The organism is Nostoc sp. DedSLP04, from assembly GCF_034530775.1.
In the GTDB taxonomy this organism is placed as follows: domain Bacteria; phylum Cyanobacteriota; class Cyanobacteriia; order Cyanobacteriales; family Nostocaceae; genus Nostoc.
Genome location: NZ_JAVRCL010000051.1, coordinates 20,022 through 46,471, shown reverse-complemented (window position 1 = coordinate 46,471; position 26,450 = coordinate 20,022). Strand labels below are relative to the sequence as shown.

Here is a 26,450-nt window from a genome sequence, read left to right as displayed (position 1 = left end):
CAAAGTGTCTCGTCCATATATTAATGCAGAATTGCGGCGTTTAGTTGCATCTCGCGCCGAGCATATTTGCGAGTATTGTCTCGTTTCTGAAGAAGATAGATCGTCGGGTTGTCAAGTTGACCATATAATCAGTGTCAAACACGGTGGCGCTACAACAGCAGATAATCTCTGTTATGCCTGTATCTTCTGTAACCTGCAAAAAGGGACGGATTTGGGGTCAATTAATTGGCAAACTGGCGAACTTGTACGGTTTTTTAACCCACGCAGAGACTTTTGGGGCGAGCATTTTCGACTAGATGAGGCTGTAATTGTGCATCAAACAGACATCGGTGAAGTCACCGCACGTATTCTAGATTTTAACGGCGATGAAAGGATTATAGAACGACAAGCTTTGATTGCATCTGGTCAGTATCCCTCAGTATCGGCGCTAAAACAGATAAATAAATAGGTTATGATGTGCGATCGCATCCACCAATGGGAATTCTATACTTAGCAACTATTGCTACTTCACCATTAGAACTCCGAAGGTAAATATATAATGGCTTATCAAAATATTGCAGCCACCCTTTCGCCACAAGATATCCAAGAAATTAAAGCCGCGCTACAGACAGTCCAAAGAAAGATGCCGTTTCTGATTACTCTCAGCACTGAAGAACGGCGTAAGTTAGTAAAAATGGGCGATAAAAGCCTAGCTTTTGTGAACAATAGCATTACTGCTGCTCAGTCTAACCGCGAAATTCTTCCAGCCACTTTTGACGTTGAAGAACTGGTTCAAGATTATCAATTAGCTGCTGCGCTTACCGAACTTTTAATCTCCATGCAGCAACTCACCGAACAGGTAGATGATACCCTAATGGCTGTCGGTAGTGAAGCTATGACTAGCAGTTTGACTGTTTATGATTACGTCAAGACTGCATCAAAAAAGACTCCAGGCTTAAAAACTGTCGCTGAACAGTTGGGCGAACGTTTTAAAGCTATTGGTAAGGGCAAATCTGCAAAAACTCCCGTCTCTTGATAAATTAATACTCATCGGCGAGTCTCATATTTTTTCAAAAATCTTTGTGATATAGTGCTTCTGGCTTGTATGCAATATACTTTGACCTCTCTCCAAACCTCTCTCCTAAAAGGAGAGAGGCTTTGAATCTTACTCCCCAACGCTAGTAGGGAAGGGGTTGGGGGTTAGGTCTTTATTGAACTCAACACAGAAGCGCTATAAATAAATTCGCTGTAGGGGTGTACAAATGTACGCCCTTATTTTGTTCATCCACCTTTTATCTCCGTTGACGAGTATTTGAACCGGATGAATCCACCTTTTATCTCCGTTAACGAGTATTTTAACCGGATGAATCCACCTTTTATCTCCGTTAACGAGTATTTGAACTGGATGAATCCACCTTTTATCTCCGTCAACGAGTATTTGAACCGGATGAATCCACCTTTTATCTCCGTCAACGAGTATTTGAACTGGATGAATCCACCTTTTATCTCCGTCAACGAGTATTTGAACCGGATGAATCCACCTTTTATCTCCGTCAACGAGTATTTGAACTGGATGAATCCACCTTTTATCTCCGTTGACGAGTATTTGAACTGGATGAATCCACCTTTACAGGTTGCTTGAGTAGGGGCGCTATGAGAATATTTACTTATTCTGCTGTTCTAAGATTTTGTGTTGGCTATTCCCACACATCTATATAATAAGAAAACAGTCGCGATGAGCGATAACTATATTTTGAAACGTATATGTGCATACAGACAGCAAATCCTAAAAGAAAATAAAGAAACCTGTTTTTCGCCTATCCAACTAATAAGATACTAATAGTAATAGGATATACAGAAAATAGATTTGTAGCCTTATTAAATTCATGCTTGAGTACATCTGAGTACAGCTTAATATATTGCAAAATATCTTGATAAAATCTTAGCAAAGACTTACGGGTAAAGTTTCTTGTAGCGCGAACATAAATTCTTAACCCCTGCCCCAAAAATACTAGTACCCCCATCATTAAATACTAGCGCCCCTAACCCCAGACAAATTTTAAAGTTATGTTAAGTCGGGGTTTCGGCGTTTGAGTACAACTTTAATCAATCCAATAAATCCAATCAGCATTGGGTTTGGTATCGAGTTGGATGTTACCTGATATAAGCATAAAAATAGCAGATGACTCAATTACCAGATAGACATTACCGATGCAACAGTCTTTAGACAGTATTAGCGATCTCCCAAGTCCCAAAACGCAGGATTCTGCCCATACATCCATGTTGAAAAATTTACTCTCTGGCGTTTTTTTTGAGCCATTATTGAGTGATTTTCGCATTATCTTTGAGCGCGATCCAGCAGCACGGAATTGGCTAGAGGTGGTGTTTTGCTACCCCGGATTGCACGCACTCTGTTTGCATCGTCTTGCTCACTGGTTACATGGTCGAGGAGTGAGTTTTATCCCCCGTTTAATTTCTCACTTGGGACGATTTTTGACCGGAATTGAAATTCACCCAGGTGCAGAGATTGGTGAAGGCGTGTTTATCGACCACGGAATGGGAGTAGTCATTGGCGAAACTGCGATCGTCGGCGACTATACACTGATTTATCAGGGCGTCACCCTTGGCGGAACTGGTAAAGAAACTGGTAAGCGTCATCCCACAGTCGGCAAAAATGCAGTGATTGGGGCGGGTGCGAAAGTTTTAGGTAATCTGCAAATTGGCGATCGCGTCCGTATTGGCGCAGGTTCCGTTGTCTTGCAGAATGTCCCTAGCGATCGCACAGTTGTCGGAATTCCTGGCAGAATTATTTCTCGCAACGAAAGCGCCAGCCTTTCTCCTTTAGAACATGGAAAGCTACCCGATGTGGAAGCAACCGTGATTCGTTCTTTGCTCTCGCGCATTGAAGAACTCGAAAAACAACTGCAAACTTTACAAGTCAAGAGTCATTAGTCATTGGGCATTGGGCATTGGGCATTGGTCATTAGCAAAGGACAAATGACAACTGACAAATGACAACTGACAAAGGACAAAAGACAAAAGACAAATGACAAATCACGTTTTGCAGATTCCTTTGAGCGATCGCTGGCGAATCTATTACCGTTTGCAAGAGTTAAAAATTAATTGCTCTTGTCCCCCTGATGGTTCTTTACGAGTGCAAGTGAACAATTTGCTTGAAGTAATTCTAATTCGTAGTACAGTTATGCAACTTCTCGCTTCTCGTCACGAATTATTAGAATGGCTAGAGCGTTGCTGGCATTACAGTGATGAGTCATGATTATTTCAAAAAGACCTAATTTAGGCACGATTAATCTTGAATTCATGACGCAAGTACTGGACTTCATCGTTTTTGTTCATAGATGCACAAAGCTCAAATAGGTTTAGAGTTTGAAGCTACTGTCCGCTAGCAGAATTTATTGCAGACTGAGATGGATTAGATGAGGTTTAGATTTTGTTGGGTCTACTAAATCTGAAACTTCCCTGACATATAGCAACAATTAAAAAGGCGAAATTCCCAAATATAAATTGGAATTCCTAATTTTTAACCTTTTCCCAAATTAAGAAATTGAAAGTTCAATTATGGCGACTCGGAACAGAGATATAAAACTCCTCAATTTTTTGCACAATGAACTTGAACTTTCAAATGCCGATATTGCTGTAGCTCTGCGACACCGTGAATTAGAAAATGGCCCGCTACCGATGCTTCTCTGGCAGTATGGTTTCGTTGACTTGGAGCAGCTAGGAAAAATTTTTGATTGGCTAGCAGACCAAAGTTAGCGAATTTGCACCTCTTAACGTTGAGTACCATTACCTGCCTAAATTACACCAAAATGCACTAGAAAAGATGAGGTTACGAAGATGATTACATCCTTAATTGCTGGATTCTGTGTATTACTTTGTTCGGGATTTGCTAATAGTTATATTAGTTCATTGCTACTCGAAGACATTTCAACTGACATCGGTGAAAACGATTAGTAATTTATACATTGTTTTAGTTCCCTGTCATACAGATGTGATGCTAATAATGGGGCAATAATTAAGGATCATGTATCCTACATTATGAATTGTGATATTTTTAGCATTTACCATCACGAGGGATTGTAGAGGGAAAGGATATTAAGAATACTTCCAAGAGAGGGATATTTGCAATGAATCAAATCATAATTAATGACACTACATTACGTGATGGCGAACAAGCAGCAGGTGTTGCCTTTACTCTACAAGAAAAAGTAGCGATCGCGAAGTTTCTCGATGCTATTGGTATACCGGAATTAGAAGTGGGTATACCGGCAATGGGCGACGAAGAAACCCGCGCGATCGTCGCAATTTCTAACTTGGGTTTACAAGCAAAACTCTTGGGCTGGAACCGCGCTGTCATCTCAGATATCAAGGCTTCTATCGCCTGTGGTTTGAATCGGGTGCATATTGCCATTCCCGTCTCTGGTATCCAAATTGCCACTAAATTTCATGGTCAGTGGCGAGTAAGTTTGCAAAAACTCAAAGACTCAATCCACTTTGCCCTCGACCAAGGTCTTTGGGTAGCAGTCGGCGGAGAAGATTCTTCCAGGGCTGATGAAAACTTCCTCTTAGATGTAGCACTTTATGCCCAAGAATGGGGTGCATCACGCTTCCGCTTCTGCGACACTGTAGGAGTTCTCGACCCCTTCACCACCTATACTAAAGTCCAAAGGCTGGTTTCAGCGTTGACGATTCCCCTAGAAATCCACACGCATAATGATTTTGGTCTGGCAACTGCCAACGCCCTTGCGGGTATCAAAGCCGGAGCATCATCAGTGAATACCACAGTCAACGGATTAGGTGAACGGGCAGGAAATGCCGCATTAGAAGAAGTTGTCATGGCGATTAAACGCATCTACGGCGTTAATTTGGGCATTGACACACCCAGTTTGCTGGAACTGTCTCAACTAGTTGCAGCCGCATCAGGTGCTAGCGTACCACCTTGGAAAGCGATCGTTGGCGAAAATACCTTTGCTCACGAATCTGGCATCCATGCTCACGGGGTACTACAAAATCCCATCACCTACGAACCATTTGCACCCGAAGAGGTGGGTTGGGAACGGCGTTTAGTAGTAGGAAAACATTCTGGACGGCATTTAGTTGCTAACTTGTTAGAACAGCATGGAATTTTCTTAAACCCCCAAGAAACCCAATCTGTTTTAGACGCAGTGCGCCATCAATCGGTACAGAAAAAACGCAGTTTGACGACAGAAGAATTGTTGAATTTGGTCAGAGAACAGAGGTACTCTCATGCAACGTGATGAATTAGAACTAAACTTGCCACCCGCTTTTGAAATTGGTGAAAAAGTCAGAGTTCGTAAACTGTTAAAAAACGATGGTACCTTTCCCGGTAAGGAAGTCGGCCAAGTTTTAGTTAATAAGGGAGATATCGGTTACATAGCGAGTATAGGCACATATTTGCAGACTTCCTATATATATGCTGTGCATTTCTTAGAAACAGGGTTTGTCGTCGGCTGCAAGAAAAAAGAACTAGAATCGGTTGAGGAGTCTCATGAAAGTAATGCTACGGATGAATGATGCCGGCACTTTAGTAGTTTACGTTGCTAAAAAAGACCTTGAAGAAGAAGTCGTCAAACAAACCGATGGAAATGATGGCAAGATTCTCACCCTAGCAAATGGTTGGGAATTAGAATTTCGTGAATTGCCAGACACAGCAAATTTACCTCAAACAGTAGAAGCTAAACGCCTAGCTTAAAAACAGTTAGGAGTTAAGAGTTATGAGTTGGAAGTTAAGAGTTATCAGTTAAGAGTTATGAACTATTAACTCTTAGCTCCTCATTTTTAACTCCTCACTCCTAACTCCTCACTCCTAACTCTTCGCTTTAACTCCCCACTCCTAAATTTTTATCAATCATGGGTAACAAATATTTGACGTTATCAGAATTGAACCTTGAGGGACAGTTACTAGGTTTTGTTGGTGGTGAACCAGGAAAATATAAATACTTGCAATTGGCAGTTCCATCTGGAAATGTAGACATTAAACTGCCTAAAGAGTTGCGCTGTTTACTAAGTTCATCCTTAGTTCCTGGTCAGCAACTTCGCATTTGTGGTCATAGTAAGATAGACTCGCGCACAAGTAAAATTAAAATTAAAGCCTATAAGGTGACACCAATTGATGCGTGTCCAAAACAAGATTTACCACCTCAACCCAAAGCGAGGATTATGGTATGTCAAAAGGGCGGTTGCTTGAAACGTGGTGGTAAAGGGTTATTATCAGAATTAGAAAAAACTTTGTGCGATCGCGGTTTGTTAGACAAAGTTACCATTGAACATACAAGTTGCCAAAAATGCTGTGGTAGCGCTCCCAACTGTGTTTTACAGCTTGGTAAAAAGAAATACAAGAATATTCATCCTGACGCGATCGCAACTTTGCTAGAAAGTCACTTAACAGAGCAATAATCTTCTCTAGCTATTCTTAAAATAATACATAAATTTGTAGGGGTAAAAATTTTACCCCTATTTTTTGTTGGTATAGTATAGCACCCTTGTCAAACTGCGATCGGCTAAGTTATAACTGCTGCAACGTTAGTAATACTGAATACAAACATAACTTATAAAAACCTGCCCTAGCGAATGGAATTCGCGGCTATACAGACAAAATCCACCACCGTGGGTTTCAAATTCCTAGAGTCCGCGTAGGCGGACTTTGTTTGTGTAGCCGCGATTTCTAATCGCCGGATATATTTGCTTTTTGGAAATTACCATCAATACTTCAAAATAAATGTCTTTGTTTACCAACTTACTCAATCTCCATTCAGGGAACAAACCGCGTGAAGATTTTTTTACTGAGATTGTTGCTTATTTTTTGTCCCTGAATAATGATATTTTGCTTGATTGGCTAAAACATCACTCAATTATCGGTGATGATAATTATTCCAGCATCAAGATTTCAACCCAACAAGAACACAAAGGGATTGAAAGCCATACAGAGAATAGCAGACTTGATATTGCGGTTGAACTCTCAACTGGTTTAAATACAGATGTAATATTTATTGAATCAAAAATTGGCGCGAAGGATGGAAATAATGCTTTAAAAAAATATGCTGAGATTTTGAGTAATTTACCAAATGTCAGACATCGAATTTTAATTTACATCACTCGTGATTATGACCCAAAAGAAGAAATCAAGCAATATGATTATGCTCCAAAACCAACAATCAAAGAGTATTGCCTTGAGTTATCACCCAAAATAAATTTCTTCCAACTGAGGTGGTATCAGTTTTATAGCTTCTTGAAAGACCGCGCGTCTGATATCTTAGCTCAAGAAATATTAATTTTTATGAGGAATAACAGAATGTCTCACACTAATCAATTTTCATCAGTTGACTTATTGACAATGGTGAATTTTAACAAAACTCTCAATCTCATGGAATCAACTCTCAGTGATGAAATACAGCACGAATTCAGGGTAGCTTTTGGAGGTGTTATCAAAGGTGCAGCAAGTAGGACTCAATGGAAATGGGACGAGAGATATATTATCTACACCCACTTTTCTCCCTCCACATGGGACTTATGGTGTGGTCTTGGATACTTCGGTTTAAATCCAAGTAATTTAACTGATTATCCATATTTAGGTATATTTTTGCAGGTTTCTTCTAGGTTTGGACAACGCCCAAAAATTATTGAATCTATGCAAAAAATAATTAACGATAAACCCAATCTATGGACTCCTAGTAATTTAAAAGTTTTGCCAGCATGGTCAGGTATATTTTATCGAAAAAGCTTACAAGACTTTTTATCTGAAGAAAACCACATATCTGCTATTAAATTATTTTTTCAAGAGTCAATAAAAGAATTAAAAACGGTTCAAGAACAATATTTTGATTTTCCTTGGAAGGGTGTAAGTATAGAAACAGTTACAGAAACTGATAAAGAAGAAGACTTAGACACCTCACCATCTTCCATTGCAGAAGTTTAATCAGCTATAGTTATATTAAGATAAAAGCAACTCTGCATTCTCGTAGTTGTTATGAGCCTTACCACTGCTAAACGCTTTACTATAGCGGAATATCACCGTCTAGCTGAACTCGGCTTCTTTGAGGAAAATGACCGAGTTGAGCTAATTAAGGGTGAAATAATCCAGATAGCAGCAAAAGGTACATCGCACTCTGTTTGTGAAACACGCCTAGAACGAGAATTATATAAGCTAGTAGGCGATCGCGCAACCCTGCGAGGACAACAACCAATTACTTTGTCTAACAACAGTGAGCCTGAACCAGATAGAGTAATTGCAAAAAATAGAGATGATGACTATCTAGCGAATCATCCCAGCCCATCTGATATTTTACTCTTAATTGAGATTGCTGATTCATCCTTAAAATATGACCAAGAGGAAAAGCTACCTATTTATGCCGAAGCAGGTATTTCTGATTATTGGATATTTAATTTAGTAGATAATTATCTGGAGTGCTATAGCGAACCTTATCAAGCCTTACAAAGTAAATTTGGTTATCGTCGCAAATTTATTTATCTGCCAAATGAATCAGTTAATCTGCCCTGTTTTTCTGATTTAGTTGTGGATTTATCTAAGGTGTTTCCAGGTTAAGGTGTAAGGAGCGATGTCAGACAACAAGCCGCTGCAAGCCTTATAGCGAGTATAGGTGTCATGAGCATTACCGAGATTCTTTAGAGAATTGCCTGAGTAGTTTTGTATTTGATAACTATATTAGAAAAAAATGCCCTTGCTAGAAAGTAAGGGCATTGAAATTTACCTATTTAATATTTAACGATTAAATCTATACGGTTTGGGATACTTTTCGCTTAAGCTTCATCCAAAATTCCATGACTCCAGCGATCATTTCCATGAGAGAAAATAGTCTTTTATCTTGTCTATAATCACTCGAGAGAAATCAAGCCGTATTGCGAATACTCCTTAGCCAATTGTTATGCTAATTTCTTGCGTAGCTTGCTACCAGCCAAAGCCAGACCAACAATTCCTAAACCAGCGAGACTAGCAGGCTCAGGAGTTGATTGGACAATACCAGATTTCTTGAATTCAAATGCAATGGTTTGTGTGCCATTAAATTTGCTGGCATCATAACCAGTGGTTAGCAACTGCTGGGTTATATTACCCTGTGCTAAAAACGAGATTTCACTCAGATAATTTCCAGAGTTGATAACATTGAGATTAAATGTATTGTCCTTGCCGTTATTGGTAAAGTAACTATTGGTCAAATCACCATAACCGACAATACCACCACCTTGTTTTACCTGACTTTCGTAAGAATTCCCTCCTCCTGCTAAACCACCATATGTAGCAACGCTGTAGCCTTCTTTGATATTAGTAACTGTCTTTGCCTGAACACCACTATAAACACCTAATTGTTGTACCCCTGAAGCATTCGCTTCAGCGAAATGAATCCCAAATAAATCCCCGCTGCTCATAGCATTGTCAAAGGTCTTACCGGCCATATTGAAGAACAAATCACCATATCCAATTTGACCGCCGGCAGCACCCTGTTCAGCCTCTCCTGTTAACTTCATATTGCCATTGATTGCCACAATGATGCTGGTAGCAGTTTCTTTGATAGCCATACCAGAGATATCGTAGGGGTTTACTTTTCCTGGCGCGGCACCAACCCAGTAATTCCCGTTCATACCATCTTTGTTTGAATCAAATGCATACTGCCACCCGTTAGCAGTGGAATTTTGACCCACCAAAAGACCGGTAGTGTCGTTCAGACACTCCAAAGAGATGCTAAATGCTGTTCCCTTTAAGTCTGAGGCATAGGCTCCTTGACCAGCCACAAAGAAGATTCCAAAAGTAGCAATACCAACCTTCAGTAAATTGAATAAGTTTTGAGTTTTCATTATTTATAAATTGATTGATTTAGAGAATCACAATTTTTTGGACTCCTCTATTTGTAATTGGAATTACAAAAATATAAAAGCGTGATTTTTCGGAAAATATAATTTGGATAACTTAACGCTAATTTTATAAAACTCAAATAAAGAATGACATATTTAGTTACAATTACCTTTATTTAACCCAATTGTATTAAAGTGAAATAGCAGCAAAACCAAGTAGATGTAGTAGCCTACGATTATCTGCACCCATTTAATTAGATAATTTTAAAAAACTTTTGGGTTTGTGTAAGCTTAATAAAGCATATCCCGCCAGCATCCCCGTACAGGGCATCTAAACCCGCAATCTACTTTAGAAAGTAATATCCGATTTGGATGAACACTTGGGCATTTACATTGCACCTTGCTATTTAAGGGAGTCAGGAGGCAGGGGTCGAAATCAATAAGCCTCCTGACGACTGACACCTTTATTCTGGTTTCTAGCAAAAAATGCAACCTTTCTAATCAAATCAAACCTTCCAATGCGTGTTGCAAATCGTTGGTCACATCAGCAACAGCTTGTCTAGCACCCAACCGATTTTCCTTATATACCGGGTAACGCTCAGAAATGGATATAGGTTCACCCACAGTTATTTTTACTTTTTGCTTACCCAATTGCGGACGCTGTACAGTTTTATTGCCTTTGATTTTAGCAATCATTTGCCATAAAATTAAAGTCGTTTCAGCAAACCTTTCTGCTGTTGGATTTTCACGAATATAATTACCAGAAACTGCCACAAAACTTTCTACTAAACGCATGTGCCACATCCGCGCATTCGCTTCTTCTGCAATGCGATCGCCTAAAGCTCTTTCAACCGCAGATACTCCTTTAACATCTTTAAATTCTTCTCTAAATATATAATTCCAACCTGCTTGCTCGACTCGCCGACAACGGTCACTCAAACTACCTTTTGACTGCAAATTAAAATACTGTTCTGAGATTAACAGCGCTGCATTCAACAACGCTTGTAAACGAACTGCTAATGCTTCATTTCTATCTGGAATTTGCCCGTTGATAATCTTGGTCTCTGGCAGTTTTTGATGATAAAATCGGGTGTAAAATTCCTCCATGAGCAAAAGTAAATGTTCTGCCAAAGCCAACAACCGGGGATAAAGCGACTCTATAGAAGCGTTTTCTGCTGGATTCACAGGTAAACCACTAGCCGCTTCCAATTCACTTAAAAGATTTGCGATCGCATCCCAAGGAGCATCAACGTAACTATATTTAATCCCAACTGGTACAATTAAAACCTGTTGGTCGCTTCCAGCTTTTTGCAAATCTTCAGCACACCAAAAGCCTAATTGGGCGATACCAGGTTCTAGCGGGCTAATATTCTCCGATAAACCATTGGTAGCACCTTCTGGTGCAGCCGCCATTGGAAATTTGCCATTGGCGAACAACTCACGCGCCGAACGTAACCCCGTCCAGTCAGCCTTACCTCGCTGAATCGGAGTACCACCTAAATGAGAAGCAATCCAGCCAACGTGGGAACCTGCCCAGAGAGGAATACCGCGATCGTAGATAAAATGAGCGTGAATGGGATGTTGTAGTGTTGTACCTTGCGATCGCGCTGTCTTTGGTACGAGTTGAGATAGCAAGTAACCCAAACAAAACGGATCGTCTGTTTTGGGATGGCGAAATGCCAGCATAAAACGGATTTTACCCTCCTGAAACTGGCGATAAAGATCCACTAGAACCTCTACGTTATCTGCTTCAATTTGGCTAATAGGTGTTTGCCAGTTTATCCAACTGGGTAGTAATAGATGGACAACTCGTAGTAATAAAGGGTTAAACGCGGGAGGAATAAATTCTAAGGGTGCCTGTGCTTGATAAATTACATCTGCCAAAGTAGTTTCTCCTAAAGATTCCCTGATTCTAATCGCCTGATGATTATTTCTTTTAAGATATCCTAACGGCTGTAATATGCCCTGAGTAATGAAATCAAGGTAAAATCTGCCTCTTGCGCTGTGCTTGGCACATTATTCAGGTTAGAAAACTAGGATACCTTCTTAGTCTACGCAAATTATTTTAATGAAGCGTACTGATGCAGACTTATAAAGTATTTTCTGCTGCAATGAAAAGTGTTGGCAGATAGTAGAGATTTAGCAGCACTTGCAAAGCTTAATAACAAGAAAGACTCAAGCTAAATCCTGGCAATACATCTTCACCCGATAGTTGTGTGGGTAGATTTCGCACTTCTACATCTTGTTTTTGGCGATAAATTTCCACTTGCTGCTGTTGGGGGTTAATTAACCATGCTAACTGCACCCCTGCATCCATATACTCTTGCATTTTGGAACGCAATATTTCCAAATCATCTGTTGCTGACCTTAATTCAATGACAAAATCGGGTGCAATAGGGGGAAATTTGCGTCTTTGTTCAGGTGTAAGTGCTTGCCAACGTTCTCCTTGAATCCAAGCGGCATCTGGAGAACGGTCAGCACCATTAGGTAATTTGAATATAGTAGAAGAACTGAAAGTGTAACCAAGGTCAGTTTGCCGATTCCAGATTCCCAAATCAATAATTAAATCTGCTTCTCGATTGCCGCTTTCACCTCCAACGGGGGACATAATGATTAATTCTCCCTTGGCAGTGCGTTCAAATTTCAATTCGCGGTTATTTTGACATAAGTGATAAAATTGTTCGTCACTCAGGTGAACGGTGTCTAGTTTTAATGTCAAAGGACTCATAACCTAGACCTAGATTAAATAGTTGCAAAGATTATATCATGCCATATCTTAAGGGCTGTAAGATGCCGATGCCTGCGGCGGGCAAAGCCATCGCACACCACGCAGGTTCAAAAACTAAAATGCTTTTCTGACGCGCGATTTATAATCGCCAGTTGGTTTATAAACAAATTAGAGATTCTGGAAAGGGATTAAACGATGCGACTTTCACAAATGTTATTTGTTACACTGCGAGACGATCCGGCTGATGCTGAGATTCCCAGTCATAAATTATTACTCCGTGCAGGCTACATCCGTCGCATCGGTAGCGGTATTTATGCTTATTTGCCTCTGATGTGGCGGGTACTGCAAAAAGTTTCCCAAATTGTCCGGGAAGAAATGAACGCTACAGGCGCACAAGAATGTCTCCTACCACAATTACAACCTGCTGATTTATGGAAGGAATCGGGACGCTGGGACACTTACACCAAAGCTGAGGGGATCATGTTTTCCCTAATTGACCGCCGCGAGCAACAATTAGGATTAGGCCCAACTCATGAAGAAGTAATTACAGCGATCGCTCGTGATATGATTCGCTCTTATCGCCAGCTACCACTAAATCTCTACCAAATTCAAACCAAATTCCGCGATGAAATTCGTCCCCGCTTTGGTTTAATGCGCGGACGGGAGTTTATTATGAAGGACGCTTATTCCTTCCATACGGATGAAGCCAGCCTCAAAGAAACTTACCAGGATATGTATCAAGCCTACAGTAATATTCTGCGGCGTTCTGGTTTAGCTTTTCGGGCCGTGGAAGCTGATTCTGGTGCAATTGGTGGTTCTGGTTCTACAGAATTTATGATTTTGGCGGAAGCTGGCGAAGACGAAGTTCTTTACACTGAGGATGGTAAATATGCCGCTAACGTAGAAAAGGCTGTTTCTTTACCAATTGACGCTGAAACCTCACGGTTTACAACCTATGAGAAACGCGATACACCTGGAACAGAAACGATTGAAAAGGTGTGTCAACTCCTCAACTGTTCTCCTACTCAATTGGTGAAAAATGTCCTTTATCAGACAGTTTATGATAATGGCACAACAGTGTTAGTTCTGGTAAGCATTCGAGGCGATCAGGAAGTTAATGAGGTCAAATTGCAAAATGAACTGACTAAATTAGCTTCTGAATATGGCGCTAAAACTATTATTAGTTTGAATGTACCAAATGTAGAAGCCCAGCAAGCATGGACAACTAAATCTCTGCCTTTAGGCTACATTGCACCAGATATTGCAGATGAGTATATTACTGCTAATAAACAGATCCATTCCAAGTTTTTACGCTTGGTGGATCGAACAGCCGTTGATTTAAAAAACTTTGTTACAGGCGCGAATGAAGCAGGTTATCACGTAGTTGGTGCTAATTGGGGTGAGCAATTTAAGTTACCAGAACGAGTAGTAGATATTCGTAAATCAAGACCAGGCGATCGCGCCATCCACAATCCAGAACAAATCCTACAAAGCGCCCGTGGAGTTGAAGCAGGTCACATCTTCCAATTAGGTACGAAATACTCTCAAGCGATGGGTGCAACTTATACCAACGAACAGGGTGAAGAGAAGCCGCTATTTATGGGTTGTTTTGGTGTAGGCGTGTCACGATTAGCACAAGCTGCTGTCGAGCAATCTTACGATAAAGATGGGATTATTTGGCCAGTTGCGATCGCACCCTACCACGCGATCGTCACAATTCCTAACATAAAGGATGCTCAACAAATCGAAATCGCCCAAAAACTTTACACAGAACTTAATCAAGCCGGAATTGAAACTTTACTAGACGATCGCGACGAACGCGCGGGAGTGAAATTTAAAGATGCTGACTTGATTGGTATACCTTATCGAATTGTAACCGGACGCGCGATCGCTAATGGCAAAGTTGAAGTTGTAGAAAGAGCCACCCGTAAATCTCAAGAAATTGCCATTGATGAAGTGACAACAACACTTCATAAGTGGATTACACAAGCAATAGAGTGAAGTAGAGAGTAGACAATTTTCCATTCAACCTAACTTTTCACTTGATCTGGAAAGACCTACGAAAAACCTAATCCCCTTCCCACGAGTGTAAAACGGAAAATTCAAAGTCTCTCTCCTCGAAGGAGAGAGATTTAGAGAGAGGTTTTTCAGAACCTATAAAAAGTCAGATTCCCCAGAGACGCTATTAATTGCGTCTTTCCAAAATTTACATAATTTGGTAGGTGACGGATTAGAAATAAAAATTCTAAAATTGAATTAGGGGCTTACAGAATTAAGAAGCATTTAAGTCTCCTCTAGATTGTGGGAAACTCTCTACCTATAAGTATCGTCTTTAACCAGGCTGCTCCTCACATAACTACCATATCAGCCCTCAGTTAGGAAGGTTTTGAACATGAAAGACCAACAAGGATCTAATCGTATTTCTTCAGGCGTAATTGCAGCGGTGTCAGCAGCGGTTGTAGCGGTGGGTGGCGGTGTAGCTTGGTTTACCACACAATCTGGCAATACTCCCACACCGTCAAACCCTTCTGGCCGCATTGAACAGCCAGCACAGCCATCAACTAGGCAGCCAGCTAATGAGCAAACCCCCAACGTTTATTGGCTAAGACCAAAAGACAAAAATGTTGCTTTGGTTCCCCAGCCTGTTAAAGTAGCTTCTGTACTACCCAACCAGGCTTTAGAAGCAGCTTTCCAAAGTTTGTTAGCAGGCCCAACAGAAGGAACAGATTCTACAACCATCCCCAAAGGAACCAAACTGTTGGGGCTGAAGGCGGAAAAAGATGAAGTTCGCGTTAATTTATCTGAAGATTTTACTAGCGGTGGTGGTAGCACTTCAATGATGGGCCGCATTGGACAAGTTGTTTACACTGCAACAACTTTAAATCCCAAAGCCAAAGTTTACATTGACGTAAACGGCAAACCGTTGGATATTTTAGGCGGTGAGGGTCTAGAGTTACAACAACCGCTAACTCGCGAACAGTTTCAGAAAGATTATCCGCTTTAGTCATTGGTCATTAGTCATTAGTCATTAGTCATTAGTCATTAGTCATTGGTCGTTGGTAATTAGTTTTTCACAAATGACAAAGGACAAATGACGAAGGACAAAGGACAAAGGACAAAGGACAACTGACCTAACGTTTGCTATTTAATACGCGAAAATTACGGGCTTGCTGCTCCAACCTTGTGGCGAGGCGATCGCAAACCCGATTACACAACTCAAAAATCATTTGATCTTCCACCCGGTAATAGGCGCAAGTTCCTTCACTGCGGCGGCTAAGGATACCTGCTTGCCACATTACCTTCAGGTGCTTTGACACATTTGCCTGAGAAGTCTGTGTTGCCTCTACCAACTCTTGCACGCATTTTTCTTCATCCCGTAATAAGTGTAGCAGCCGTAGGCGCATTGGCTCACTTAATAGGCTGAAGTATTCAGCTACTTGTTGCACCACTTCTGGTGGTAAAGGCAACGTTTGTTTCATCAGGGTTGACCCGCAAGGACTGAAAGTTTTAACAATGACTCACATCATATATACATTAATACTTAATCAGGGTTAATTCGCATCAAAGGTTGACCATATTCTACAGCGTCGCCATTTTGAAGGAGAATTTCCATTACCTGTCCAGAGACTTCGGCTTCGATTTCATTCATCAGCTTCATGGCTTCAATGATACAGACTGTTTGACCCTTGCGGACGCGATCGCCCACTTCCACAAATGCCGCTTCCCCAGGCGCAGGAGCGCGATAAAACGTTCCTACCATTGGGGAAGGCACTTCTACTAATCTCTGGTCAATGGTTGAGGGAGAATTTACAGATAACTGCATTTGTGTGCTAGTTCCAGTATTCTCAAATACACGAGATGTGGACACCTCCGTTACCTGACTTCCGCTCATCTGGTTTCCCCCAGATGAACCTGATGTCAAGCCTGAACCTACCACACCGCCTAAAGTCCCTTGACCTACCGACAACATCTGATTGCTAATGCTCACAGCCTTACGGACTGTTAGCTCAAAATCATCGCTTTTGAGCGTGACTTCTGCAATATCTGTTTGTGCGATAGTTGCCAGAAGTTGGCGGATTTCATTAAAGTCCAATGGCACAGTTTTTATTACCTCGACCTATCCGTAAATGAGCATCTTAAGTGTGGCAGGGAATTAATCCCTATGTAGGGATTTAAATCGAGACTTGCATCTTTAGTAGAGATGAAAGTTATTCCCTGCTGATATATTTATCTTCCTGAGTATCAACCTTAATGCGTTCTCCTTGAGAAATAAACAAAGGAACCATCACAACTGCACCAGTTTCTAAAGTTGCTGGTTTTGAGCCACCTGTGGCAGTGTCACCTTTTAAACCCGGATCTGTTTGGACAATTTCCAGAACAACAGACTTAGGTAACTCTACTCCCAGAACCTGTTCGCCCCACTTAATAACTTCAGCTTCCATACCTTCCTTCAGGTACTTGACGCGATCGCCAATTTGTTCGCGGGTCAATCTGCCTTCTTCGTAGGTTTCCATATCCATAAAGACAAACTCATCGCCTTCTTTATAGGTATGTTGCATCGTACTTTTTTCTAGAGTAGCTTGCGGCACTGTTTCCCCTGCGCGGAACGTTTTTTCCATCACGCTCCCACTCTGGACATTTTTTAGCTTAGTTCGTACAAAGGCAGAACCTTTACCTGGCTTGACGTGTAAGAATTCAAGCACTCGCCATACAGACCCATCCAATACAATTGAAACACCGGGTCGAAAGTCGTTACTGGAGATCATGAAACTTTCAAATTTTGGAAGACAATCGGCATTTATTGTACCCTTCTAGGGTCGTCATTGGGCATTTGTCATTAGTCATTAATCATTTGTCATTAGTCATTAGTCATTTATCCTCCGCCCTTAACGTGGGAAGATTATTGATGGGTTACGTCCCAATACCGTTTGGTTAAGGAATATTCTTGGTTGAGGCAGGCAGGGGGGCAGAGGGAGAACAGAAGCAAGGGGAGAGAAGAATTACTAAAAACCCTCTTTCCTCAAGAGCCTCCCCTGCTTCCCCTGCCTCCCCTGCTTATCCGAACCGTATTGGGTTACGTCCAGTCAACATATTCAATGCTGCATTTGAGTTATCCCATGCTTAACTTATTAAAATCCTGGCTGAAGAACAGCCTAATAGCAATACTGCTGGTAACAATATTTTTAGGCATAACTACAGCTGGGTGGACTCCCTCCAGTAGCGCCGCACTGCCAGCCGGCAATGCAATTACCGACGGAAAGGCTTTGTTGCGGTATGCACTCCCGATAGATAACAAACCTGTGCAGCAACTACAAGGCAGCTTAGAGGACATCTCTGCCCAACTGCGGGCGAATCGGCGTTGGGGTGCTATTTCCAAAGACATCAGCCAAGCATCCCGCATTCTCGATAAACCTTCCCAAATCTTAACAAGCGTTCCTGAAGAACGCCAACCCCAAGCCGAAGCTTGGATTACCGAGTTGAAATCTGGGGTGGGTAAATTGCAAGAATTGGCGAACAGCAAAGATAAAGAACAAATACTGGAAGAGAGAGGTAAACTACTAAATCTCGTTACTCAGCTAGAAGAGTCAATGGTGAAACAATTCCCCTTTGAAGTGCCTGCCCAGTACAGTAATCTGCCGCAACTTAAAGGTCGTGCCACTGTAGAAATTAAAACTAACAAAGGCGATTTGGCCCTTGTTGTAGACGGTTACAGCGCTCCTGTGACTGCTGGGAATTTTGTAGATTTGGTACAGAGGGGTTTTTATAATGGCTTAGAATTTACCCGTTCTGAAGAGTCTTACTTTCTGCAAACTGGAGATCCTGCTGGGAAAGATGTGGGTTTTATTGACCCAAAAACGGGCAAATATCGCGCTATTCCTTTAGAAATCTTAGTTAAAGGCGATAAAGCACCTACTTATGGCATTACTTTAGAAGAAGCTGGACGTTACGTTGATATGCCAGTTTTACCTTTTTCTGCCTTTGGTGCAGTAGTGATGGCTCGTCCCGAAAGTGAAGTAAATGGTGGTTCATCACAATTTTTCTTCTTTTTGTTTGAACCAGAACTCACCCCCGCCGGACGCAACCTATTGGATGGTCGCTATGCCGTTTTTGGCTATCTCACCGAAGGTAAAGAAGTTTTGGATAAATTGAAAGCTGGTGACAAAATTGAATCAGCAACCGTGGTTCAAGGAATAGAAAATCTGGTTCAGCCGCAAGCTGCATAAGAAGAGAGTAGGGGGAGAATAATTCTTGTACAGACGCGATTAATCGCGTCTCCCCTGATTTAGATTTCCGGCGGTGAATACCCGATCAACTGCGATCGCTAATTCTGGAAAAGTTCGTGATACAATTTGCTGAGTAGCGGTAAAAACTGTTTCTTCGTAAAAACCATCTTCCAGTAGTAACACTGAAACTTTTGTTTCAAGTGGGTCTACAATCCAATATTCAGCAACCTCTAAGGCCGCGTATTCTGAGCGTTTATAACGATAGTCCCGTTTCACCGACTCTGGACTAACCACCTCGACAATTAGTAACGGTGGTGACTCAAATACTGCTGAAGCGTTTAACAATTCTCTAGCTTGTTCCAGTGTCACTACACACAAATCAGTCAACCTAGATTTATTTCTACCCGTTCTCACCCCACTTTCCCGAAAACACAGCCAAGTAGAGTTACAACGTTTGATTTCTGCATCTAGCGATTGCTCAAGAAATTTGGCAATCAGGAAATGTTCAATAGTAGGTGGATTCATTAGCTCTAGCTTGCCATCCACCAGTTCATAATGGAAATCGCTACCATCATCATAGGTTAAGTACTCCTCAAATGTGATGCTGGTTACTGGTGTTGTTACCATTCCAACTGACTCCTAGACGATACCTTTATCTTAAAACAGTAAAGTAAATCATCAGTTTTCTTCGTAATTTTGCAACACGGAAAACCGATTGTGAACAGTGAGTTATCTTCTCAACAAGTAAAAGACATTGGTGAACAAGGTCTTTTAGAAAGATTACAGCGTTTTTGTCCTCCAGAAATTATCGGCGATGATGCAGCAGTACTTGAGACTGCATCAGGGCAATCTTTGGTAGTGACTACAGATGTAATGGTTGATGGCGTGCATTTTAGCAACCTCACCACTTCCCCAGAAGATGCTGGTTGGCGAGCTGCTGCTGCAAATTTATCAGATTTAGCAGCGATGGGTGCTTCTCCATTGGGAATCACTATTGGGTTGGGACTACCCGGTGAACTTAGGGTGAGTTGGGTAGAACGCTTGTACCAGGGAATGACAGAATGCCTGCAAAAATACAATACCCCAATTGTTGGGGGTGATGTGGTGCGATCGCCTGTTACTACTCTGGCAATCACCGCTTTTGGTCAAGTTAACCTTAGTCACATTATTCGCCGTTCTGCTGCTGTTGCCGGAGATGCGATCGTCGTTACAGGCGTTCATGGAGCCTCCCACGCTGGCTTAGAACTGCTCTTACATCCCGAATTAGGACAAAACCTCAACAACGAAGAAAAGACGGCTCTAATCCGCGCACACCAACGCCCACAGCCACGATTAGATGTCTTACCAATCCTCTGGAAAATTTTAGCATCCCAATGCCCCATGCCCATTGCTGGTATGGATAGCAGCGATGGTTTGGCAGATGCGATTATCCAAATTTGCCGCGCCAGTGGCGTTGGCGCTATCTTAGAACATAGACAAATTCCCGTACCAAAAACTTTTAACTATTGGCTGACACCAGAGCAAGCGCTGGAATATGCTCTATACGGTGGCGAAGACTTTGAATTAGTGCTGTGTTTACCACAAGAATTGGCATCAGCCTTAGTGCAACATCTTGGTCAAGGTGCTGCGATCGCAGGCAGGATTACAGCCGGATCGACAGTAATATTGCACGACGAGCAAAAAAAATTCCCTGACCAAGTTCTGAATCTTAGCCAGGGATTTCAACATTTTAGTCAATAGTGCTTTGTCCTTTGTCCTTTTTCTAATGACCAATGACTAATGACTAATGACAAATTAATTATTGCCACTTCTGGGCTACCAACTCTGCCAAATCCAAAACTCGTTGGCTGTAACCCCACTCGTTGTCATACCACGCCATAACTTTTACTAAGTCATTGCCCATAACCAAAGTCAAGCTAGCATCAACAATCGAAGAAGCATCACTACCTTGATAATCGGAAGATACTAGTTCTAGTTGGCTGTAGTCCAAAATGCCTTTAAGTGGGCCTTCGGCAGCATCTTTGAGAGCTTGGTTAACTTCTTCAGTAATAGTACGCTTCTCAACCTGAACTACGAAATCTACCATTGAGACGTTCGGGGTTGGTACGCGCAAGGCAACGCCATTTAGCTTGCCTTTGAGGTCTGGGATAACCAGCGCCACTGCTTTTGCTGCGCCAGTAGAAGTGGGTACAATGTTTATCGCTGCGGCCCTCGCCCGTCGTAAATCCCGGTGAGAAGCGTCTAGCAAGCGCTGATCGCCTGTATAGCTGTGGGTGGTGGTCATCGTACCTTTGATGATGCCGAATTTATCGTTCAACACCTTGGCGATTGGTGCCAAGCAGTTGGTAGTACAGCTAGCATTACTGATAATGTGGTGTTTGTTGTGGTCATAGTCATGATGATTCACACCAACCACAAAAGTACCATCCTCGTTTTTACCAGGAGCGGTAATCAGAACTTTCTTGGCTCCAGCATTTACGTGCTTGAGCGCTCCTTCTTTGCTAGTAAATACCCCGGTTGCTTCGATAATTAGGTCAATTCCCCAATCTTTCCAGGGCAAGTTTTCGGGATTGCGATCGGACACGCACTTAATGGTCTTACCGTTAACGATGATAGAGTTATCATCGGCACTAATCTCAGCACCCTTGATCTTCCCTAGCATGGAGTCATACTTCAGCAGGTGAGCATTAGTTCTAGGGTCTGAAGTGTCATTAATAGCGACAAGATCGATTTTACTATTCTCTCTACCCACCCAGCAACGCGCAAAGTTACGTCCAATCCGCCCGAAACCGTTGATTGCAACTCTAATCACAGTGTCTTGCCCTCTGTATTTATGCTTATTATGTTGATATCGTTGACCCCAATCATATCGCAAAGGGGGGGGGCACTTTTAACCATAAAGTGTTAGATCAATAAAAAAACACATAATTTATTCAGATTTGTAAGAGTAGAGATTGTTGTTAGTGATATATGATCTGACCGATTCTGGGACTAAATAACGAATTGACTGGCGTTCGCGGCAAAATTTGCGAATTAGACTTGACGAAACTCCTACTAAAGGTATATTCAAGAGTTGCCAGTGAATGAGCAAAGACTGCTTTTTGAGTTGTTGCTCCACTTGCTTGCAGATTAATTTGCTTTGAGTTATAGTCTCACCACCTAGCTGTCGGGGTGCGATTAACCAATTACACATTTGTGCTAATTCGTGTCCCCGGTACCAACTGGGTAAGGTTTGGAAAGTATCCAAGCCTACAATCCAGTACCAATGAGTATTGGGGTAACAAGCAGATAAGTCAATTAGGGTGTTAATGGCATAAGAAGTCCCACAGCGATTAGTCTCCACTAGTGAGACAGTAAATGCTGGGTTATCTTTGATGGCTAATTGCAGCATTTGCACGCGATGCTCAAACAAAGCTGCTTCTTTGTGAGGAGGGTTTAGGGATGGCACCCAAATTACCTTTTCCAGGGATACTTGATGCAAAGCTGTCTCGGCTACGAGCAGGTGTCCCCAATGAATTGGATCGAATGTGCCACCAAAAATTGCTAGTTGCTGCATCCAGATAAGCCTGGGTTATATGCAATTGAAAAATAGTTTCATTACCAATGTACTATTGTACTCAATTCACGCCTAAACTTGATGCAATTTCAAATTAGTTTCACTAAACAATGTATTATGTAGCCAATTCCAGTAAGGTAGCCAGAAATATGTATTTGACATTACAAGAATTTCTTTCCCGATGCAGCCAAAATTTTCAGAATAATCTTAAGAACAGTTCCGAAATAGCAAAAACCTCCAACCAAGGTAAAATCATTCTCAACCAGGAAAGCCAGGGCAGAAACATCATTTGGGCATCAAACATGAACATGATACAGAAGTAGTTACGGTAAAAATCAAAATCCTGTTATGATACGCGTGTCATTTGTGATTATGGTGTGGTGTGGTGTAAAAGGAGTAATAAATGACTAATTCTGTAGATTTTAGTGGTAGACCATTTCATTTCATTGGCATCGGTGGCATAGGTATGTCTGCTCTGGCATACGTTCTTGCAAAGCGTCAATTTCCAGTATCAGGTTCGGATCTTCGTCCTAACCACATTACGCACAAATTGGAATCTATCGGTGCTCATATTTTTGGTAAACAAGAGGCAAGCAATCTCGAATTCTTTCAACCTCAGGTATTAGCTAATCCAGTAGTATTAAATTCACCAGAAGAATTACCTACTGATACTAAGTCAAAACTGCCTCAAGTTATTTGTTCAACAGCAATTAACACTAATAATTTAGAATACAAAGCAGCGCTGGAATTAGGTTGTCCAGTTTTACATCGTTCAGATGTCCTAGCAGCTTTAATTGCCGATTACTACAGTATTGCAGTGGCAGGAACCCACGGCAAAACTACAACCAGTAGTATGATTGGCTATATGCTTCTAGAAGCAGGCCTAGACCCAACGATTTTAGTCGGTGGCGAAGTCAATGCTTGGGAAGGTAATGCTCGATTGGGACAAAGCCAATATTTGGTAGCCGAAGCAGATGAATCAGATGGTTCTTTAGTAAAACACGCTCCCGAAATTGGCATCATCACCAATATTGAACTCGATCATCCTGACCACTACGATACATTAGAAGAAGTCATTGACACCTTCCAGACATTTGCTAAGGGTTGTAAAACTTTAATAGGTAGCATTGACTGTGCGACAGTGCGCGATCGCTTGCAACCCACAATTACCTACAGCTTACACTCAGATACCGACGCTGATTACACCGTCACTAATATTGATTATCGTGCTGATGGTACCACGGCTTTGGTTTGGGAAAAAGGCAAAGCTTTGGGCGTGTTGACGTTGCGGTTACTCAGTCGGCACAATCTCAGCAACGCTTTAGCCGCAGTGGCTGTTGGTCGCGCTTTGGGCTTAGAATTTGGAGCAATTGCCAAAGGTATCGCCACCTTTGAAGGAGCAAGACGACGCTTTGAGTTCCGAGGCGAAGTCAATGGCATTACCTTCATTGATGACTATGCTCATCACCCGAGCGAGATTCGCGTTACTCTCGCCGCAGCACGTTTACAGGCAAGACCAGGGCAAAGAGTGGTTGCCATCTTCCAACCCCATCGCTATAGCCGTACACTGACCTTTTTAGATGAATTTGCCGAGTCATTTACTCATGCTGATTTGGTAGTGCTAACTGATATTTACAGTGCAGGCGAACCGAATTTAGGGCAAATTAGTGGTGAACGTCTAACGGCAGAAATTGCTAAACAGCATTCGCAGGTCGTTTATCAACCAACTTTACCCGCAGTGTATGAGTACTTGCTACAAACACTACGCCCAGGAGACTTGGCGCTGTTTTTGGGGGCTGGAAACTTGAACCAGGTCATTCCGGAAGTAATTACGACACTTTGTGAGCCGGCTAAAGCCACATCCTAAGTGAAGACCTTTGCGAAGTTTTATTTCTGAGTAAAGCGCTCCTCTCGCAACGGTTTCATCTGTGAACTCTATTACCGTATATTTGCGGTAAATAAATGTAAAAATTTTACCAAAAAAGTAAAGATGACCATTTCCCAGGCAGCTGGAAACGTCTGCACAGTTTCTGCTTTGAATACAAAGAAACCCCAAATAACTAATTCGGTGGAGAGTGAAGTAATCTACTTACCCAATACTGATTGTGCGCTCAAGTCCCAGGCTTGTTTGTCAGCGTTTACTTCCTATAGAGTTGGGGGAGCCGCTGATTTATACGTTGCCCCCCGAAACTTAGAAGCACTGCAAGCAAGTCTTAAATACGCCAAAGAACGCGAGCTAAAGGTGACAACACTGGGAGCAGGTTCTAACTTGCTGGTGAGTGATGGTGGTATATCAGGCTTAGTCATTGCTACTCGTCATCTCCGCTTCAGCAACTTTGACCTTAAAACCGGTCAATTAACCGTTGCTGCCGGAGAATCAATTCCTAGCTTGGCATGGGCGGCAGCAGAGTTAGGGTGGCAAGGATTGGAGTGGGCTGTTGGTATCCCTGGAACAGCCGGAGGTGCAGTGGTAATGAATGCAGGGGCACATAATAGCTGTATCGCAGATATGTTAGTTAGTGCCGAGGTACTTTCACCCGATGGTACGCTGGAAACTCTAACCCCAGAACAGTTAGGTTATAGCTACCGGACTTCATTATTGCAAGGTGGCGATCGCATAGTCACCCAAGCCACCTTACAACTCGCGCCAGGTGCAGACCCAGCAAAAGTTGTGGCAATTACCAAAGAACACAAAAAGCATCGGTTAAGCACTCAACCATACAACTTTCCCAGTTGTGGTAGTGTGTTTCGCAATCCCAAACCTTACAGTGCTGGCTGGTTAATTGAACAAACTGGTCTCAAAGGCTACCAAATTGGTGGAGCACAAGTAGCATTACTACATGCTAATTTTATCGTTAATCGTGGTGGAGCAAAAGCTAGTGATATCTTCTGTCTCATTCGCCACATCCAACATCAAGTACAAGAACGTTGGTCTATTAATTTAGAGCCAGAAGTCAAAATGCTCGGAGAGTTTCAAGGTGCTTGTGGATAAAAATGGGGAATGGGGAATTGGGAGATGAGGGAGAAGAATTAATAACCAATGTCCTACTCCCTACTCTCTATTCCATACTCCCCACTCTATGACGCATTAATTATTGGTAAAAAAAGAGTCAAATTACTTACCGCATCTATAATTGAATTTGATTTGTTATTCAACGCATACGCGTACAAATAATTATGACAGGAAAAGGACAGGGATTCGGCTTTGGTTTAGGAAAAATGAAAGAATTAGCCGAAGCTTTTAAGAAAGCGCAGCAAGTTCAAGAAGGCGCAAAGCGACTCCAAGAAGAATTGGAGCAAATGGAGATTCAAGGAGAATCTGGCGGTGGTCTTGTAAGGGTGATTGTCAGTGGAAACCAAGAACCCAAGCGGGTAGAAATTTCTCCAGATGCTTTAGCAGAAGGTGCAGAAGTACTTTCCGATCTTGTAACAGTGGCAATGAAAGAAGCCTACAACAAGTCCACAGCAACAATGCGGGAACGCATGGAAGAATTAACCAGTGGGTTGGAGTTACCTGGATTTTAATCATTGGTCATTGGTCATTAGTCATTAGTCATTAGTCATTGGACAAAGGACAAATGACTATTGACAAAGGACAAAGTATATCTATGCCTTACAAGTTGCTGTTTGTCTGCTTAGGTAATATCTGCCGATCGCCATCGGCAGAAAATATCATGAATCATCTAATTGAGCAGGCTGGCTTGAGCGAACATATCCTCTGTGACTCTGCTGGTACATCTAGCTATCACGTTGGTAGTCCACCTGACAGACGTATGAGTGCTGCGGCTGCTACTAAGTTGGGAATTAAACTGCGTGGTCGAGCACGCCAGTTTGAAAAGTCAGACTTTCAAGACTTTGATTTGATTTTGGCTATGGATCGAGAAAATTATGACAACATCCTCACTCTCGATCGAACTAAGCAATATCAGCATAAAGTACGTTTGATGTGCGAGTTTTGCTCTCGGCATACTCTAAAGGAAGTTCCAGATCCCTATTACGGCGGTCAAGAGGGATTTAATCAGGTTATTGATTTACTGATCGATGCTTGTGAAGGTCTGCTGACAAAAGTTAAAAGTGAAGAGTTATGAGTTAGGAGTTAGGAGTTAGGAGTTTTAAT

General features: G+C 42.0%; 29 protein-coding genes. 20 read left to right on the top strand and 9 right to left on the bottom strand.

Annotated elements, in window-relative coordinates:
* Nucleotides 1-4: 4 nt before the first annotated feature.
* From RMX89_RS24795 to RMX89_RS24740, 12 genes are all read left to right on the top strand, one after another.
* Nucleotides 5-448 carry an HNH endonuclease signature motif containing protein gene (locus RMX89_RS24795; protein ID WP_322690813.1) on the top strand — a complete coding sequence of 148 codons (444 nt, stop codon included), beginning with the start codon at nt 5-7 and terminating at the stop codon, nt 446-448.
* 90 nt (nt 449-538) lie between these two features.
* The gene (locus RMX89_RS24790; protein WP_322690812.1) at nt 539-1,015 is read left to right on the top strand and encodes a hypothetical protein; all 477 of its coding nucleotides are present in this window, start codon (nt 539-541) and stop codon (nt 1,013-1,015) included.
* Between the two features lie 285 nt (nt 1,016-1,300).
* Nucleotides 1,301-1,621 carry a hypothetical protein gene (locus tag RMX89_RS24785; protein WP_322690811.1) on the top strand — a complete coding sequence of 107 codons (321 nt, stop codon included), beginning with the start codon at nt 1,301-1,303 and terminating at the stop codon, nt 1,619-1,621.
* A gap of 569 nt (nt 1,622-2,190) precedes the next feature.
* Nucleotides 2,191-2,931 carry a serine O-acetyltransferase gene (gene cysE, locus RMX89_RS24780; protein ID WP_322690810.1) on the top strand — a complete coding sequence of 247 codons (741 nt, stop codon included), beginning with the start codon at nt 2,191-2,193 and terminating at the stop codon, nt 2,929-2,931.
* Nucleotides 2,932-3,025: 94 nt separating this feature from the next.
* Complete coding sequence (locus RMX89_RS24775) at nt 3,026-3,256, top strand: Asr1405/Asl0597 family protein (protein ID WP_322673844.1); 231 nt, start codon at nt 3,026-3,028, stop codon at nt 3,254-3,256.
* 302 nt (nt 3,257-3,558) lie between these two features.
* Nucleotides 3,559-3,756 carry a DUF2949 domain-containing protein gene (locus tag RMX89_RS24770; RefSeq protein WP_094349915.1) on the top strand — a complete coding sequence of 66 codons (198 nt, stop codon included), beginning with the start codon at nt 3,559-3,561 and terminating at the stop codon, nt 3,754-3,756.
* A gap of 371 nt (nt 3,757-4,127) precedes the next feature.
* A complete protein-coding gene (nifV, locus tag RMX89_RS24765; protein WP_322673845.1) occupies nt 4,128-5,258 on the top strand; it encodes a homocitrate synthase in 1,131 nt (376 codons plus the stop codon).
* Nucleotides 5,248-5,535 (top strand): nitrogen fixation protein NifZ, encoded by a 288-nt coding sequence (locus RMX89_RS24760; protein ID WP_069070441.1) that lies wholly within the window; start codon nt 5,248-5,250, stop codon nt 5,533-5,535. The genes nifV and RMX89_RS24760 overlap by 11 nt, the downstream gene beginning before the upstream one ends.
* A complete protein-coding gene (nifT, locus tag RMX89_RS24755) occupies nt 5,510-5,713 on the top strand; it encodes a putative nitrogen fixation protein NifT (RefSeq protein ID WP_069070440.1) in 204 nt (67 codons plus the stop codon). The genes RMX89_RS24760 and nifT overlap by 26 nt, the downstream gene beginning before the upstream one ends.
* A gap of 158 nt (nt 5,714-5,871) precedes the next feature.
* Nucleotides 5,872-6,417 carry a (2Fe-2S) ferredoxin domain-containing protein gene (locus RMX89_RS24750; protein ID WP_322690809.1) on the top strand — a complete coding sequence of 182 codons (546 nt, stop codon included), beginning with the start codon at nt 5,872-5,874 and terminating at the stop codon, nt 6,415-6,417.
* Between the two features lie 322 nt (nt 6,418-6,739).
* Nucleotides 6,740-7,936, top strand: a complete 1,197-nt coding sequence (locus RMX89_RS24745; RefSeq protein ID WP_322690808.1) for a PD-(D/E)XK nuclease family protein — start codon at nt 6,740-6,742, stop codon at nt 7,934-7,936.
* Between the two features lie 51 nt (nt 7,937-7,987).
* Nucleotides 7,988-8,563 (top strand): Uma2 family endonuclease, encoded by a 576-nt coding sequence (locus tag RMX89_RS24740; RefSeq protein ID WP_322690807.1) that lies wholly within the window; start codon nt 7,988-7,990, stop codon nt 8,561-8,563.
* A 338-nt stretch (nt 8,564-8,901) separates the two neighbouring features.
* On the opposite strand, the gene RMX89_RS24735 is transcribed toward RMX89_RS24740, so the two are convergent.
* The 3 genes from RMX89_RS24735 to RMX89_RS24725 form a co-directional block, all read right to left on the bottom strand.
* Nucleotides 8,902-9,828: an XDD3 family exosortase-dependent surface protein gene (locus tag RMX89_RS24735; protein ID WP_322690806.1), complete on the bottom strand. Its 927-nt coding sequence runs from the start codon at nt 9,826-9,828 to the stop codon at nt 8,902-8,904.
* A gap of 498 nt (nt 9,829-10,326) precedes the next feature.
* Nucleotides 10,327-11,709: a 1-acyl-sn-glycerol-3-phosphate acyltransferase gene (locus RMX89_RS24730; RefSeq protein WP_322690805.1), complete on the bottom strand. Its 1,383-nt coding sequence runs from the start codon at nt 11,707-11,709 to the stop codon at nt 10,327-10,329.
* 274 nt (nt 11,710-11,983) lie between these two features.
* Nucleotides 11,984-12,553: a Uma2 family endonuclease gene (locus RMX89_RS24725; protein ID WP_322690804.1), complete on the bottom strand. Its 570-nt coding sequence runs from the start codon at nt 12,551-12,553 to the stop codon at nt 11,984-11,986.
* Between the two features lie 195 nt (nt 12,554-12,748).
* On the opposite strand from RMX89_RS24725, the gene RMX89_RS24720 reads away from it, so the two are divergent.
* Together RMX89_RS24720 and RMX89_RS24715 are read left to right on the top strand one after the other, a co-directional pair.
* Nucleotides 12,749-14,554, top strand: a complete 1,806-nt coding sequence (locus RMX89_RS24720; protein WP_322690803.1) for a proline--tRNA ligase — start codon at nt 12,749-12,751, stop codon at nt 14,552-14,554.
* A 391-nt stretch (nt 14,555-14,945) separates the two neighbouring features.
* On the top strand, nt 14,946-15,557 hold the full coding sequence (locus tag RMX89_RS24715; protein ID WP_322690802.1) for a GerMN domain-containing protein: 612 nt from the start codon (nt 14,946-14,948) through the stop codon (nt 15,555-15,557).
* 127 nt (nt 15,558-15,684) lie between these two features.
* On the opposite strand, the gene RMX89_RS24710 is transcribed toward RMX89_RS24715, so the two are convergent.
* The 3 genes from RMX89_RS24710 to efp all read right to left on the bottom strand — a co-directional run bounded on the left by RMX89_RS24710 (nt 15,685) and on the right by efp (nt 17,319).
* On the bottom strand, nt 15,685-16,032 hold the full coding sequence (locus tag RMX89_RS24710; RefSeq protein WP_094349905.1) for an ArsR/SmtB family transcription factor: 348 nt from the start codon (nt 16,030-16,032) through the stop codon (nt 15,685-15,687).
* A 62-nt stretch (nt 16,033-16,094) separates the two neighbouring features.
* Entirely contained in the window at nt 16,095-16,652 is a 558-nt protein-coding gene (gene accB / locus RMX89_RS24705; protein ID WP_322673854.1) for an acetyl-CoA carboxylase biotin carboxyl carrier protein, read from the bottom strand.
* A gap of 109 nt (nt 16,653-16,761) precedes the next feature.
* On the bottom strand, nt 16,762-17,319 hold the full coding sequence (gene efp / locus RMX89_RS24700; protein ID WP_194042039.1) for an elongation factor P: 558 nt from the start codon (nt 17,317-17,319) through the stop codon (nt 16,762-16,764).
* Nucleotides 17,320-17,670: 351 nt separating this feature from the next.
* Here efp and RMX89_RS24695 point away from each other — a divergent pair, with 351 nt between their 5' ends.
* Complete coding sequence (locus RMX89_RS24695; RefSeq protein WP_322690801.1) at nt 17,671-18,777, top strand: peptidylprolyl isomerase; 1,107 nt, start codon at nt 17,671-17,673, stop codon at nt 18,775-18,777.
* A 39-nt stretch (nt 18,778-18,816) separates the two neighbouring features.
* Here the strand turns inward: RMX89_RS24695 and RMX89_RS24690 are convergent, their stop codons facing one another.
* The gene (locus RMX89_RS24690; protein WP_322690800.1) at nt 18,817-19,404 is read right to left on the bottom strand and encodes a Uma2 family endonuclease; all 588 of its coding nucleotides are present in this window, start codon (nt 19,402-19,404) and stop codon (nt 18,817-18,819) included.
* A 90-nt stretch (nt 19,405-19,494) separates the two neighbouring features.
* Here RMX89_RS24690 and thiL point away from each other — a divergent pair, with 90 nt between their 5' ends.
* Nucleotides 19,495-20,517, top strand: a complete 1,023-nt coding sequence (thiL, locus tag RMX89_RS24685) for a thiamine-phosphate kinase (protein ID WP_322690799.1) — start codon at nt 19,495-19,497, stop codon at nt 20,515-20,517.
* Nucleotides 20,518-20,575: 58 nt separating this feature from the next.
* Here thiL and RMX89_RS24680 read toward each other — a convergent pair whose 3' ends face one another.
* Nucleotides 20,576-21,589 carry a type I glyceraldehyde-3-phosphate dehydrogenase gene (locus RMX89_RS24680; protein ID WP_322683289.1) on the bottom strand — a complete coding sequence of 338 codons (1,014 nt, stop codon included), beginning with the start codon at nt 21,587-21,589 and terminating at the stop codon, nt 20,576-20,578.
* A gap of 117 nt (nt 21,590-21,706) precedes the next feature.
* Nucleotides 21,707-22,333 carry a nicotinate (nicotinamide) nucleotide adenylyltransferase gene (gene nadD / locus RMX89_RS24675; RefSeq protein ID WP_322690798.1) on the bottom strand — a complete coding sequence of 209 codons (627 nt, stop codon included), beginning with the start codon at nt 22,331-22,333 and terminating at the stop codon, nt 21,707-21,709.
* Nucleotides 22,334-22,736: 403 nt separating this feature from the next.
* Between nadD and murC the strand changes: the two genes are divergently transcribed.
* The 4 genes from murC to RMX89_RS24655 all read left to right on the top strand — a co-directional run bounded on the left by murC (nt 22,737) and on the right by RMX89_RS24655 (nt 26,421).
* Nucleotides 22,737-24,200, top strand: a complete 1,464-nt coding sequence (gene murC, locus RMX89_RS24670) for a UDP-N-acetylmuramate--L-alanine ligase (protein WP_322690797.1) — start codon at nt 22,737-22,739, stop codon at nt 24,198-24,200.
* A 123-nt stretch (nt 24,201-24,323) separates the two neighbouring features.
* A complete protein-coding gene (gene murB, locus RMX89_RS24665; protein WP_322673861.1) occupies nt 24,324-25,325 on the top strand; it encodes a UDP-N-acetylmuramate dehydrogenase in 1,002 nt (333 codons plus the stop codon).
* A 185-nt stretch (nt 25,326-25,510) separates the two neighbouring features.
* Nucleotides 25,511-25,858 (top strand): YbaB/EbfC family nucleoid-associated protein, encoded by a 348-nt coding sequence (locus RMX89_RS24660; protein ID WP_322673862.1) that lies wholly within the window; start codon nt 25,511-25,513, stop codon nt 25,856-25,858.
* Nucleotides 25,859-25,941: 83 nt separating this feature from the next.
* Entirely contained in the window at nt 25,942-26,421 is a 480-nt protein-coding gene (locus RMX89_RS24655; RefSeq protein ID WP_322683307.1) for a low molecular weight protein-tyrosine-phosphatase, read from the top strand.
* The last annotated feature ends 29 nt before the right edge of the window (nt 26,422-26,450 follow it).

Excerpts from the sequence above, each read along its gene's own strand:
- RMX89_RS24760 (WP_069070441.1), top strand. The coding sequence starts at position 5,248 with ATGCAACGTGATGAATTAGAACTAAACTTGCCACCCGCTTTTGAAATT.
- nifV (WP_322673845.1), top strand. The coding sequence starts at position 4,128 with ATGAATCAAATCATAATTAATGACACTACATTACGTGATGGCGAACAA.
- RMX89_RS24710 (WP_094349905.1), bottom strand. The coding sequence starts at position 16,032 with ATGAAACAAACGTTGCCTTTACCACCAGAAGTGGTGCAACAAGTAGCT.
- RMX89_RS24785 (WP_322690811.1), top strand. The coding sequence starts at position 1,301 with ATGAATCCACCTTTTATCTCCGTTAACGAGTATTTTAACCGGATGAAT.
- RMX89_RS24720 (WP_322690803.1), top strand. The coding sequence starts at position 12,749 with ATGCGACTTTCACAAATGTTATTTGTTACACTGCGAGACGATCCGGCT.
- RMX89_RS24740 (WP_322690807.1), top strand. The coding sequence starts at position 7,988 with ATGAGCCTTACCACTGCTAAACGCTTTACTATAGCGGAATATCACCGT.
- murC (WP_322690797.1), top strand. The coding sequence starts at position 22,737 with ATGACTAATTCTGTAGATTTTAGTGGTAGACCATTTCATTTCATTGGC.
- RMX89_RS24715 (WP_322690802.1), top strand. The coding sequence starts at position 14,946 with ATGAAAGACCAACAAGGATCTAATCGTATTTCTTCAGGCGTAATTGCA.
- RMX89_RS24655 (WP_322683307.1), top strand. The coding sequence starts at position 25,942 with ATGCCTTACAAGTTGCTGTTTGTCTGCTTAGGTAATATCTGCCGATCG.
- murB (WP_322673861.1), top strand. The coding sequence starts at position 24,324 with ATGACCATTTCCCAGGCAGCTGGAAACGTCTGCACAGTTTCTGCTTTG.
- cysE (WP_322690810.1), top strand. The coding sequence starts at position 2,191 with ATGCAACAGTCTTTAGACAGTATTAGCGATCTCCCAAGTCCCAAAACG.
- RMX89_RS24725 (WP_322690804.1), bottom strand. The coding sequence starts at position 12,553 with ATGAGTCCTTTGACATTAAAACTAGACACCGTTCACCTGAGTGACGAA.
- nifT (WP_069070440.1), top strand. The coding sequence starts at position 5,510 with ATGAAAGTAATGCTACGGATGAATGATGCCGGCACTTTAGTAGTTTAC.
- RMX89_RS24775 (WP_322673844.1), top strand. The coding sequence starts at position 3,026 with ATGACAAATCACGTTTTGCAGATTCCTTTGAGCGATCGCTGGCGAATC.
- RMX89_RS24735 (WP_322690806.1), bottom strand. The coding sequence starts at position 9,828 with ATGAAAACTCAAAACTTATTCAATTTACTGAAGGTTGGTATTGCTACT.
- RMX89_RS24750 (WP_322690809.1), top strand. The coding sequence starts at position 5,872 with ATGGGTAACAAATATTTGACGTTATCAGAATTGAACCTTGAGGGACAG.
- RMX89_RS24690 (WP_322690800.1), bottom strand. The coding sequence starts at position 19,404 with ATGGTAACAACACCAGTAACCAGCATCACATTTGAGGAGTACTTAACC.
- RMX89_RS24660 (WP_322673862.1), top strand. The coding sequence starts at position 25,511 with ATGACAGGAAAAGGACAGGGATTCGGCTTTGGTTTAGGAAAAATGAAA.
- RMX89_RS24695 (WP_322690801.1), top strand. The coding sequence starts at position 17,671 with ATGCTTAACTTATTAAAATCCTGGCTGAAGAACAGCCTAATAGCAATA.
- efp (WP_194042039.1), bottom strand. The coding sequence starts at position 17,319 with ATGATCTCCAGTAACGACTTTCGACCCGGTGTTTCAATTGTATTGGAT.
- RMX89_RS24790 (WP_322690812.1), top strand. The coding sequence starts at position 539 with ATGGCTTATCAAAATATTGCAGCCACCCTTTCGCCACAAGATATCCAA.
- nadD (WP_322690798.1), bottom strand. The coding sequence starts at position 22,333 with ATGCAGCAACTAGCAATTTTTGGTGGCACATTCGATCCAATTCATTGG.
- RMX89_RS24745 (WP_322690808.1), top strand. The coding sequence starts at position 6,740 with ATGTCTTTGTTTACCAACTTACTCAATCTCCATTCAGGGAACAAACCG.
- RMX89_RS24770 (WP_094349915.1), top strand. The coding sequence starts at position 3,559 with ATGGCGACTCGGAACAGAGATATAAAACTCCTCAATTTTTTGCACAAT.